Here is an 11,900-nt window from a genome sequence, read left to right as displayed (position 1 = left end):
GCAGCTGGGAACGGGCTGAATCGAGGCCCCGCCGGGCCCGGGTAATCTGGGGACGAAGACCGACACCCGTGTAGCACATCGGAAGGAAACCCGGGCCCCATGGCTTCCAAGAACAACACCGCCGGTTCCTCGTCCTCGGACCAGGCCCGGGAGCGGGCACGCCAGATCGCAGACCGGCAGTCCCGCCGCTCCAACGGTAAACCCGTGGGGCTGATCGCCGCCGTCATCGCGCTGCTCGTGATCATCGCGCTGATCATCGGGGTGGTCGTGTGGCAGAACAACAGGGCCAGGATCCCCGACGCCGGCCCCGTGCCCGCGAGCGCCAACCAGTACGGCGGCATCACGGTCACGAAGGACGGGATCGTGCAGAACAGCTCGGACGTCCAGGAACGGGACCTCTCCCAGGAGCCCGAGCCCGCTGCCACCGCGGACACCTCCAAGACGCCCCCGGGGGTCGTGGACCAGGACCAGGCCGCGAGCAACGGCAAGCCCGTGCAGGTCGTGATCTTCCAGGACTTCGAGTGCGTGCACTGCGCCGACTTCGAGAAGCAGAACGCGGACGCGATCAAGCGGGCCGTGGACGCCGGTGACGTGCAGGTGGAGTACCGCAACCTCAACTTCCTGGACCGGGCCACCCGCGATCAGTACTCGTCCCGCGCCGCCAACGCGGCCTACGTGGTCGCCGAGCAGGTCGACAGCGACCAGTACATGGAGTTCGCCCAGGAGCTGTTCAGCCACCAGGGCACCGGCGGCCTGAGCAACCAGCAGATCGCGGACATCGCCAACAAGCACGGCGCGAACGTGACGGCGGGCCAGCTCGGTGAGAACACCTACCGCCCCATGGTCAACGTGATGTCCCGCGAGTCCATCAACAACGGTGTGGCCGGGACGCCCACCATCTTCATCGACGGCAAGCGCTACGAGGAAGGCAACTTCCAGGACGCACTGAAGAAGGCGGTCGACGAGAAGAAGTGACGCGGGCGGTGCCCCCGACGCGACGAGAGCCCCGGTCATCCCGACCGGGGCTCTCATCGTCTGTCACGCGGGGACGACGGCGCCGTGCCCGGGTTCGGAGCCCCCTGCCGGATTCGAACCGGCGACCCTCTGTTTACAAGACAGATGCTCTGGCCATCTGAGCTAAGGAGGCACTGCTGCCCAGTGCGATCACGGGACCGCTCCATGGTACTGGACGACGCGCCGAGGGCGGGCACCCGGCGCGCGGGAACCGGCCGGGGCGGCGGGACCCGTCATGCGGTGGCGTGCTACCTACCCATGCCGGAGAAAAACTGCTTCGATGGGGTCATGGAAATCAAGAGAAGAATGGCAGAAGCGTTCAACGACCAGATCACCATGGAGCTGCAGGCGACCGTGGTCTACCGCCAGTTGTCCATTGAGATGGACGTGGCGAGTCTGCCCGGTTTCTCGCAGTGGTTCCGCGCCCAGGCGGCCGAGGAGATCACGCACGCCGAGAAGTTCATCGACCACATCGTGGACCGCGGCGGTGATCCGCAGATCGGGGATATGGCCGGTCCGAACATCGCCGACAAATCCGTCCTGGGGTGCTTCGAGGCCGCGCTCGCGCACGAGCGCAAGGTATCCGAATCGATCCGCAACCTGTACCGGCTGGCGCAGGAAGAAGGCGATATCGATGCCATGCCCCTGCTGCACTGGTTCATCAGCGAGCAGATCGAGGAGGAGGCCACCGTGGAGGAGATCTGCGACCAGGTGCGCCTGGTCCACAACGACGGGCCTGGCCTGTTGCGCCTGGACTCCGAACTGGGTTCCCGGCCAGTCCGGGCCGACTGAACGCACCTTGCCCGGTCCGGGCGACCCCGAAAACGCCCGAACACGGAAGAACACGGAAGAACCGGCCCCGCTTGAGCGGGGCCGGTTCTTCCTGCATGGCGGGTACTACTCCTGGGTGCTCTCCACGTCCGCCTGCTCCTCGCGGCCAAAGGCCCACAAGAGCAGCTCGGACGGTTCACCGCGCACGAGTTCCACGCGCCGGGCGGACTTCTTGCCGCCGCGCACCGCACCGAAACCGCCCGCGAGCAGCACCACGGACTCGGACTTCTTGCGCAGCAGTGCCGGGCCCATGAGCTTGAGCACGTTCCACAGGTCTTTCTGCTCGTCGTTGAGCAACTGCCGGGCGTGCCACTGAGGCTGCGCGCGGCGGACGTCCTCGTGGTGGATGAAGAACTCCCCGGTGTTCATCCGCTTGTCGATCGGGGACCAGCGACCCGGGGAGAAGAGCGGGGGGCGCTCCACGAGGTCCACGAGCTTCTCCCACGGCATCTCCCGGTAGTCGGCGTCCACCGACTTGGCGTGGCGCCCGAGCACGGGCAGCTTGGGGGAGAGCATCCCGGCGACCGCGTCCGGACGGGAATCACGGATGATCAGGTGGATCGCGAGGTCCCGGGCGTCCCAGTCTTCGCACAGGGTGGGGGCGTCCGGCCCCACACGGCGCAGCAGCGCGGCAAGATGACGACGTTCGACATTGGCGAAGTTGGTCACGTGAACATCCATTCTGTGGGGTGGACCGTCACGTCCACGGTAGACGGGCGCCGCGGTGATTGCCACCGCCGCGCGCGCTCACGAGGCGGGGTCCGCCGCGTTGAACTGCGCCCTGTAGAGGTTGGCGTAGGCCCCGTCCGCCTCGATCAGCTCGTCGTGGGAACCCTGCTCCACGATCCGCCCCGACTCCATGACGATGATCGTGTCCGCGTCCCGGATGGTGGAGAGCCGGTGGGCGATCACGAAGGACGTGCGGCGCTCCCGCAGCGCGGCCATGGCCTTCTGCACGAGCAGCTCCGTGCGGGTGTCCACCGCGGAGGTCGCCTCGTCCAGGATGAGCAGGGACGGTTGCGCCAGGAACGCCCGGGCGATCGTGATCAGCTGCTTCTCACCGGCCGAGACCGAGGAGCCGTCCTCGGAGATCACGGTGTCGTACCCGTCCGGCAGGGCGCGCGCGAAACGGTCCACGTACGTGGCGCGCGCAGCGGCCAGTACCTCCTCGTCCGTGGCGTCCTGACGGCCGTAGCGGATGTTCTCCCGGATGGTGCCGCTGAACAACCACGCGTCCTGGAGCACCATGCCCACCTGTGAACGCAGTTCGTGGCGGGAGAGGTCCCGGATGTCGATCCCGTCCAAGCTGATCCGGCCCGCGTCGATCTCGTAGAAGCGCAGGATGAGGTTCACGAGCGTGGTCTTCCCGGCGCCCGTGGGTCCGACGATCGCCACGGTGCGCCCCGGAGCCACGTGCAGGCACATGTCCTCGATCAGGGGCTCGGCACCCCGGGCCAGGGCGGCCTTGTCGTAGGAGAAGTTCACGTGGTCGAAGCGCACCTCACCGCGCAGCGTGCCCGGCAGGTGGGCGGTGGGCGTCTCCGGTTCCTGTTCGGGGGCGTCGAGCAGTTCGAAGGTGCGTTCCGCGGAGGCGATGCCGGACTGCAACTGGGTGGCCATGCCCGCGACCTGGGACAGCGGCTGGGTGAATTCCCGGGAGTACTGGATGAATGCGGTGGCATCCCCCAGGGTCAGCTGGCCCGTGGCCACGCGCAGCCCGCCCAGCACGGCGATGCCCACGTAGGACAGGTACGAGATGAACTGCATGACCGGCATGATCGTCCCGGACATGAACTGCGCCCCGAACGCCGCCCGGTACAGTTCCTCGTTGCGCTCGTCGAACTGCTGCTGCATCTGACGCTGTCGGCCGTACGCGTGCACGAGCTCGTGGCCCGAGAAGGATTCCTCGATGTGCCCGTTGAGCTGACCCGTGGCGTGCCACTGCTGTTTGAACAACCGCTGGGAGCGGGTGCCGATGACCCCCGCCGCCACGGCGGACAACGGCAGAGCCACGAGCGCGACGAGCGCCAATTGCCACGAGACGATGAACATCATGACCATGATGCCGAGCACGGTCAGCACGTTCTGCACGAGCTGCGCGAAGGTCTGTTGCAGCGCCGTCTGGATGTTGTCCACGTCGTTGGTCACGCGGGACATCACGTCCCCGCGCTGGCGCGCGTCGAAGTAGCTCAGGGGCAGGGCGTTGACCTTGCGCTCGATCTCCTCGCGCAGGTCGTACACGACCCGCATGACCACGCGGTTGAGCACGTAGCCCTGCAACCACATGAGCACCGAGGCCACGGTGTACATGCCGAGCACCACGAGGATGAGGGTGCCTAGTCGGGTGAAGTCCACGCCCTGTCCCGGGACGAGCGTCATGGCGGACATCATGTCCGCGAGCGTGTCCTGGCCCTGCGCACGCAGCCCGGCCTCGACCTGTTGCTGGCTCGCGCCCGCTGGCAGGGATCTGCCGACGACGCCGGCGAAGATCACGTCCATGGCGCGTCCCAGCACGCGCGGGGCCCACACCGTGAGCACCACGGACAGCACGACGGCCGCGACGACGACGGCGAGCGCCGCCTTGTGCGGGGCCATGAGCTTCACGAGTCGCCCGGCTGAGGCCCAGAAGCGCTGCGGCTTCCGGGCCGGTTCCTGTGTCTCGCTCACCGTTCGCCTCCCGTGGTCTGTTCGGCCGAGAGCTGTGACGTGACGATCTCCCGGTAGGTCTCGCTCGCGGCCACGAGCTCCTCGTGGGTGCCGCGCGCGATGATCCGGCCGTGCTCGAGGACCAGGATGAGGTCCGCGTCCGTGATGGTGGAGACGCGCTGGGCCACCGTGATTACGGTGGCGTCCCGGGTCACGGGGCGCAGGGCGGCGCGCAACCGGGCGTCCGTGGCGACGTCGAGTGCGGAGAACGAGTCGTCGAAGACGTAGACCCGGGGGCGGGCCACGAGGGCGCGGGCGATGCTGAGCCGCTGGCGCTGACCCCCGGACACGTTGGTCCCACCCTGGGACACGGGGGCGTCCAGACCCTCGGGCATCTCGCGGACGAAGTCGTCCGCCTGGGCCACGCGCAGGGCCTCCCACAACTCGTCGTCGGTGGCGTCCGCGCGGCCGAAGCGCAGGTTGGACGCCACGGTCCCGGAGAACAGGAACGGCCGCTGCGGGACCAGGCCCACCCGGCCCGCGAGGTCGTCCGGGGCGTAGTCGCGCAGATCCACCCCGTCCAGCAGCACACGGCCGGTCACGGGATCGAGCAAGCGGGGGATCAGGCTAATAAGTGTGCTTTTCCCGGAACCCGTGGCCCCGACCACGGCCACGGTGCGTCCCGGTTCCGCCGCGAAGTCGATCCCGGACAGCACGGGGTCCTCCGCGCCGGGGTACTGGAACGTGACGTCCTCGAACCGGACGTGGCCCACCGGGCGCGGTGCTACGGCCGGTCGCTGCGGCGGGTGCATGGTGGGGCGGGTGTCGAGCACCTCCCCGATCCGCTCGGCGCACACGACCGCGCGCGGGACCATCATGAACATGAACGTGGCCAGCATCACGGCCATGAGGATCTGTAGCATGTACTGCAGGAAGGCGGTCAGCGCCCCGACCTGGATCTGGCCCTGGTCCACGCGGTGGCCGCCGAACCACAGCACGGCCGCGGTGGCCAGGTGCATGACCATGTTGATCACGGGGAACATCAGCACGAACAGCGCCCCGATGCGCAGGGAGATGTCCGTGAGGTCCTGGTTCGCGCTGCGAAAACGCGCGGTCTCGAACGGCTCCTTGACGAAGGCGCGGATCACCCGGATCCCCGTGATCTGTTCGCGCAGCACCCCGTTGATCCCGTCGATGCGTTCCTGCATGATCCGGAACCACGGCATCAACCGGGAGACCACGAGGCCCAGCAGCACCCCCATTACAGGGATGGACACCCACACGAGCCACGACAGCCCCGGGTCCTCCCGCAGGGCCATGACGATCCCGCCCACGCACATGATGGGCGCCATGACCATGAAGTTCAGGCCCATGAGGGTGAGCATCTGGATCTGCTGGACGTCGTTGATGGTGCGCGTGATCAGCGACGGCGCCCCGAACGTCCCGACCTCGCGCGCGCTGAACTGCCCGACCCGGCGGTAGACGTCCCGGCGCAGGTCCCGGCCCACACCGATCGCCGTGCGGGCACCGCACCACACGGCCACGACGGCAGCGATCACCTGGGCGAACGCCACGGCCAGCATCACGGCGCCGGCGCGCCAGATGTAGTCGGTGTCCCCGCGGGCCACACCGTTGTCGATGATCCGGGCATTGAGGCTCGGGAGGTAGAGCGTGGCGATCGTGGCCGCCAGTTGGAACACGAGAACGCCCACGACCCATGGGACGTAGGGGCGCGTGAAAGTGCGTAACAAACTCAGCAGCATGACGGTCGATCCTGACGTCGAGCACGGAGGGAGCCGAATACGCGCCCAATATACGCGCGGGCCGGGACACGCTGAACGGACCGGGGCACCCCGGGCTATCCGGGCGTCACGCGCTAAAGTTTCGGTGCACCGAAACTTGCCGTGCCACACGGTGCGCGGGACGGTGGACATGAGCAGGAGGCCACCATGACGTCGGGCAATCCAGCGCCGCAGGACGCGACCGGTGCGGGGGGTACGACGGCGCGGGCGTCGTCGCACGGGACCATCGCCGCACTCGGGCCGGCGTTCGTGGCCGCGATCGCGTACGTGGACCCCGGTAACGTGGCCGCGAACGTGAGCGCGGGTGCGGGGCATGGCTACCTGCTCGTATGGGTGCTCGTGCTCGCCAACCTCATGGCCATGGTCATCCAGTACCTCTCCGCCAAGCTCGGGATCGTGACGGGGCTGTCCCTGCCGCAGGTCCTAGGCGGTTCGCTGCCGCCCGGTACCCGGGTGCTCTACTGGGCCCAGGCCCAGCTCATGGCGATCGCCACGGACGTCGCCGAGGTGATCGGCGGGGCGCTCGCATTGTGGTTGCTGTTCGGCATCCCGTTGCCCCTGGGCGGGGTGATCGTGGCCGCGCTGTCCATGCTCGTGCTCGCGCTCCAGAACCACCGCGGTCAGCGCGTGTTCGAGACCGTGATCCTGGGGATGCTCGGGATCATCACGGTGGGGTTTCTCGGGGGACTCGTGGTGGGCCCGCCCGATCCGCGGGGTGTGCTCGACGGTCTGGTACCGCGGCTGGAGGGCTTCGAGTCCCTGGTGATCGCGGCGGGGATGCTGGGTGCCACCGTGATGCCCCACGCGATCTACATCCACTCCGCACTGAGTCGGGACCGTCACGGCATGGGTCACGCCCCCGAGCGCGTCTCCCAACTCCTACGCGCGACCCGCGTGGACGTGGTGCTGGCACTCGTGGTGGCCGGTGCGGTGAACATAGGGATGCTCCTGCTCGCGGCCAGGAACCTCTACGGCATGGAGGGCACGGACACGATCGAGGGTGCGCAGCACGCGATCTCCGACGCGCTCGGGCCCACCGTGGGGGTCGTCTTCTCCCTGGGATTGCTGGCCTCCGGGCTCGCCTCCACCGCAGTGGGTGCCTACGCGGGGGACGTGGTTACGGCGGGTCTGTTGCGGTGGCGCATCCCGCTGCTCGCGCGGCGGCTGATCACGGTGATCCCCGCCGTCGTGATCCTGGCGCTCGGCGCGGAACCCACTGCAGCCTTGGTCGGGAGTCAAGTGGTGCTGAGCTTCGGGATCGCGTTCGCGCTCATCCCCCTGGTGCGCGCCACGGGCAGGGCCTCCCTCATGGGCCGCTTCCGCAACGGCCCGGTGCTCGCGGCCATCGGGTGGGTGAGCGCCGCGATCGTGGTGGTGCTGAACGTGGTCCTGCTCGTCATGAGCATGGGAAATGTGGGTTAGGGGCTAGCAAAACCACATAAACAGACATAAGCTCACATCACTCAGGGGTTTCACCGCCGACACCCCGGTCCGTGAGGTGAAGATGTTCGCTGCAGAACGCCACGAGGAGATCACACGCACCGTGAGCCACGAGCGCCGTGTCAACGGTGCGGAACTGGCGAAACGGTTCGGTGTGACCATGGAGACGATCCGCCGGGATCTCGCCGTGCTCGAGTCCCAGGGGAACCTGCGCCGTGTGCACGGCGGTGCCGTGTCCGTGGACCAGTCCACGAGCGGGGAACAGGGGATGGACTCCCGATCGCGCCTCGCGGCCGATGAGAAACGGGCCATCGCCCGCAAGGCCCTCGAGGTACTCGAACATGCCGAGGCCGGTGCCGTGGTCCTGGATGCCGGCACCACGGTCGAGGCGCTCGCGGACCTGTTGCTGGCCCGGGACAACCACCTGCCCGGCGGGCAGGAACAGCTGATCATTACCCACGCCCTGCACATCGCGGCGAAACTCGCGGACGCCGAGGGTGTGGGGCTCGAGCTCGTGGGTGGGCGGATCCGCAAACTCACGTGGGCGGCCACCGGCTCGCGGGCCGCCCAGCACTACGACCAGTTGCGCCCGGACCTCGCGTTCGTGGGCTGCAACGGCGCCCACGCCTCCTTTGGGCTGTCCACCCCGGACCCCATCGAGGCCGTGGTCAAGGCGACGATCGTGCAGGCCGCGCGCCGCGTCGTCGTCCTGTGCGACGCGAGCAAGCAGGACCAGGAGACCCTCACGCGCTTCTGCTCGCTCGAACAGATCGACACCTTCATCACCGACCGCGCTCCCGTGGGGGAGCTGGCCCAAGCCCTCGAAGACGCCGACGTGGAAGTGGTTCTCGCATGATCATCACCGTGACCCTCAACCCCTCCGTGGACCGCACCGTGGACCTGCCCGGCCCGCTGGCCCGCGGTCGCGTGCAGCGCGCGAGCGACACCCGCCAGGACCCCGGGGGCAAGGGTGTGAACATCTCGCGCGCGCTGGCCGCGAGCGGTGTGGAGACTGTGGCCGTGGTCCCGGGGGACGGCACCGATCCGCTGTTCACCGCGCTCGACGCCGCGGGGGTGCGCTACGACAGCGTGTCCATCGGTGCGCCCGTGCGATCCAACATCACCGTGACCGAACCGGACGGGACCACGACCAAGATCAACGAGCCCGGCCCCCCGCTGGACGAGCACACCGTGGACCGGATCGTGGAACGGATCGTCTCCCGCGGCGCGGGTGCGCAGTGGCTCGTGTTCGCGGGGTCCGTGCCGCCCGGGCCCGCCCCGGACATCTACGCCGTGCTGGCCGCCCGCGTGAGCGGCGCGCTCGGTGCGGCCGCGCCGTCGTTCGCGCTGGACACCTCCGGGGACGTGCTGCGCGCGGCTCTCGCCCCGGGTGTCACCGTCCTGCCGGACGTGATCAAACCCAACGGCCACGAACTCGCGGAGCTGCTGGGCCGCACCGACGGCGATGCGCTCGAGGCCGATCCGTGCGCCGCAGCGGACGCCGGGCGGGAGCTCGTGGCCCGCGGCGTGGGGGCCGTGCTGTGCACTCTGGGCGGCAGCGGTGCCGTGCTCGTGACGCCCGAGGGCGCGTGGCACGCCGTGCACGAACCCGTCACGGTGCGCTCGACCGTGGGCGCTGGCGACAGCGCCCTGACCGGGTACCTCGTGGCCGCCCAGCGCGGGGAGGCGCCGGCCGAACGCCTGCGCCGGGCCGTGGCCCACGGCTCCGCCGCCGCCGCCCTGCCCGGGACGCAGATGCCCACGGTCGCGCAGACCACGCCCGACGCCGTGCGGGTCACGCAGCTGACGTCCGCACGGCAAAGCGCCGCGACACCGGACGTCCCGACGCCGAACCCACCGACCCCGGCCGCGCCCCGCGAGACGCAACCCCGGACCTGATCCACCCACCGCCCCGTAGCCAAGGAGCACCGACATGTCAGATCTGATCAATCCCGGCCTGGTCCTGTTGGACCGGGACCTGGGCGAATCCACGGAGAGTGTGATCCGTGCACTCGCGGCCACCGTCCACCGGGAGGGCCGCGCGAGCACCGCGGATTCCCTCGCCGCGGACGCCCTGGCCCGGGAGGCCAAGAACGCCACCGGGATCCCGGGCGGGATCGGCATCCCGCACTGCCGGTCCGAGGCCGTCACGCAGGCCACGCTGGTCATGGCGCGGCTCGCCCCCGCCGTGGACTTCGGGGCCAAGGACGGACCGGCGGACATCGTCTTCTTCATCGCCGCACCGGCCGGCGCGGACCAGGAGCACCTCAAGCTGCTGTCCAAGCTCGCACGTTCCCTCATGAAGAAGCCCTTCGTGGCGTCCCTGCGCGCAGCGCAGTCGCCGGAGGAGGTCGTGGACATCGTGGACACGGCCCTCGGTCTCGCTCCGCAGCCGGACGACGCCGCTGCGGCACCCACCGCGGCGACCGGAACCGCGGCCGCGGGATCCTCCGCCGCGACCGGTCCCGCCGCGACCGGTGCCGACGGGTCCGCTGCCACGGGAACCGGCGGTGCCGCTGCCGGCGCAGCCGTAGCTGGTGCGAGCGGTGCGACCGCGGCGTCGAACGCCGGGACGCAGGCACCCACCGGAACGCACGCGCCGCTGACCGAATCCGCGACGTCGACGGCGCCCGATGACGCGGGCGCCCGGGGTCCGCGCAGGCTCGTGGCCGTCACGGCGTGCCCCACCGGCATCGCCCATACCTACATGGCCGCGGACGCCCTGGCCAACACCGCCCAGGAAATGGGGGTGGACCTGCAGGTCGAGACCCAGGGCTCCTCGGGCGCCACGCGTCTGGACCCGGCCGTGATCGGTCAGGCGGAGGCCGTGATCTTCGCGACCGACGTGGACGTGCGGGAGCGCTCGCGGTTCGCGGGTCTGCCGTACATCGCGTCCGCGGTCAAGCGCGGGATCGACGAACCCCGCGAGATGATCCAGGAGGCCCTCGAGGCCGCGGACGATCCCCAGGCGCCCAAGGTCACGGGCGACGGCGGTGAGATCTCCGCCGCCGTGACCGGCAGCGAGGGGTGGGGCACGCGGATCCGCAAGGCCGTGATGACGGGTGTCAGCTACATGATCCCGTTCGTGGCCGCGGGCGGTCTGCTCATGGCGATCGCGTTCATGATCGCGGACCCGGTGCTCGTGGCCCAGCAGGCCGACGACATCCTGGCCACCACCACCCTGGGCAACCTGGGGGACGTGTCCCTGGCCATGTACCTGGGTGCCGTGCTGTTCAAGACCGGCAACCTGGCGATCAGCCTGTTGGTCCCCGCGCTCGCGGGCTACATCGCCTACGGGCTCGCGGACCGTCCGGGCATCGCCCCCGGCTTCGCGGCCGGTCTCGTGGCCAACTTCATGGGCGCCGGGTTCATCGGCGGCATCGTGGGCGGTCTGCTGGCCGGCATCTGCGCGTACTGGCTGACGCTGCCCCGACTGCCCCGCTGGCTCGGATCACTCATGCCCGTGGTCATCATCCCGCTGCTCGCCACGCTGTTCGCCGGCGGGTTGCTGTTCCTGCTGATCGGCGGGCCCATCGCCGCGTTCATGACGTGGCTCACGAGCCTGCTCGCCGGGATGAGCGGTGCCTCGGCCGTGGCCCTGGGTGCCGTGCTTGGTCTGATGATGTGCTCGGACCTGGGCGGTCCCATCAACAAGGTGGCCTATTCCTTCGCCGTGGCCGGACTGGGTGCCGCGACCGTGACCAACACGGCGCCGCAGGAGATCATGGCCACCGTGATCGCCGCGGGCATGGTGCCCCCGCTCGGGATGGCGCTCGCCTCCACCGTGCTGGGCCGCAAGTACTTCAGCGCCGCGGAGCGTGAGAACGGCAAGACCTCGTGGCTGCTCGGCGCGTCCTTCATCTCCGAGGGTGCCATCCCGTTCGCCGCGGCCGATCCGCTGCGCGTGATCCCCGCCTCGATGGCCGGTGGCGTGATCACCGGTGCCCTGACGATGGCGTGGGGCGTGACCTCGGCGGCCCCGCACGGTGGGATCTGGATCCTGCCGGTCGTGGACGGACGCTGGGGCTTCGTGGCCGCCATCCTGGTGGGCACCGTGGTCACCGCCGTGCTGGTCACCCTGTTCAAGCGCATTGGCAACGTGAAGAAGCACGTGGGCGAGGTCCCCGGGGTTCCGCAGACACAACAAACCGTGGAAGTGTGAGACAT

9 protein-coding genes and 1 tRNA gene are annotated in these 11,900 nt (G+C 69.5%); 6 read left to right on the top strand and 4 right to left on the bottom strand.

Annotation, left to right across the window (positions count from 1 at the left end; translation table 11 throughout):
• Positions 1–99 precede the first annotated feature (99 nt).
• Entirely contained in the window at positions 100–975 is an 876-nt protein-coding gene (locus ACW9PK_RS02885; RefSeq protein ID WP_064846617.1) for a DsbA family protein, read from the top strand.
• Between the two features lie 98 nt (positions 976–1,073).
• On the opposite strand, the gene ACW9PK_RS02880 is transcribed toward ACW9PK_RS02885, so the two are convergent.
• A tRNA-Thr gene (locus tag ACW9PK_RS02880) sits at positions 1,074–1,147 on the bottom strand.
• Positions 1,148–1,320: 173 nt separating this feature from the next.
• Between ACW9PK_RS02880 and ACW9PK_RS02875 the strand changes: the two genes are divergently transcribed.
• Positions 1,321–1,806, top strand: a complete 486-nt coding sequence (locus ACW9PK_RS02875; RefSeq protein WP_167318787.1) for a ferritin — start codon at positions 1,321–1,323, stop codon at positions 1,804–1,806.
• 105 nt (positions 1,807–1,911) lie between these two features.
• Here ACW9PK_RS02875 and ACW9PK_RS02870 read toward each other — a convergent pair whose 3' ends face one another.
• The 3 genes from ACW9PK_RS02870 to ACW9PK_RS02860 all read right to left on the bottom strand — a co-directional run bounded on the left by ACW9PK_RS02870 (position 1,912) and on the right by ACW9PK_RS02860 (position 6,254).
• Positions 1,912–2,514: a TIGR03085 family metal-binding protein gene (locus ACW9PK_RS02870; RefSeq protein WP_240918952.1), complete on the bottom strand. Its 603-nt coding sequence runs from the start codon at positions 2,512–2,514 to the stop codon at positions 1,912–1,914.
• Between the two features lie 78 nt (positions 2,515–2,592).
• Positions 2,593–4,512 (bottom strand): ABC transporter ATP-binding protein, encoded by a 1,920-nt coding sequence (locus tag ACW9PK_RS02865; protein ID WP_144998635.1) that lies wholly within the window; start codon positions 4,510–4,512, stop codon positions 2,593–2,595.
• A complete protein-coding gene (locus ACW9PK_RS02860; protein WP_457016407.1) occupies positions 4,509–6,254 on the bottom strand; it encodes an ABC transporter ATP-binding protein in 1,746 nt (581 codons plus the stop codon). The genes ACW9PK_RS02865 and ACW9PK_RS02860 overlap by 4 nt, the downstream gene beginning before the upstream one ends.
• 186 nt (positions 6,255–6,440) lie before the next feature.
• On the opposite strand from ACW9PK_RS02860, the gene ACW9PK_RS02855 reads away from it, so the two are divergent.
• From ACW9PK_RS02855 to ACW9PK_RS02840, 4 genes are all read left to right on the top strand, one after another.
• Positions 6,441–7,715: an Nramp family divalent metal transporter gene (locus tag ACW9PK_RS02855; RefSeq protein ID WP_457016406.1), complete on the top strand. Its 1,275-nt coding sequence runs from the start codon at positions 6,441–6,443 to the stop codon at positions 7,713–7,715.
• Between the two features lie 82 nt (positions 7,716–7,797).
• Positions 7,798–8,589 carry a DeoR/GlpR family DNA-binding transcription regulator gene (locus ACW9PK_RS02850; RefSeq protein ID WP_035963819.1) on the top strand — a complete coding sequence of 264 codons (792 nt, stop codon included), beginning with the start codon at positions 7,798–7,800 and terminating at the stop codon, positions 8,587–8,589.
• Positions 8,586–9,632, top strand: a complete 1,047-nt coding sequence (locus ACW9PK_RS02845) for a 1-phosphofructokinase family hexose kinase (RefSeq protein ID WP_457016405.1) — start codon at positions 8,586–8,588, stop codon at positions 9,630–9,632. Before ACW9PK_RS02850 ends, ACW9PK_RS02845 begins: the two co-directional genes overlap by 4 nt.
• Before the next feature lie 34 nt (positions 9,633–9,666).
• Positions 9,667–11,895 carry a PTS fructose transporter subunit IIABC gene (locus tag ACW9PK_RS02840; RefSeq protein ID WP_457016404.1) on the top strand — a complete coding sequence of 743 codons (2,229 nt, stop codon included), beginning with the start codon at positions 9,667–9,669 and terminating at the stop codon, positions 11,893–11,895.
• Positions 11,896–11,900 lie beyond the last annotated feature (5 nt).

It is taken from the genome of Kocuria sp. MNB10, from assembly GCF_054073685.1.
This window is presented reverse-complemented; position numbering and strand designations above follow the sequence as displayed.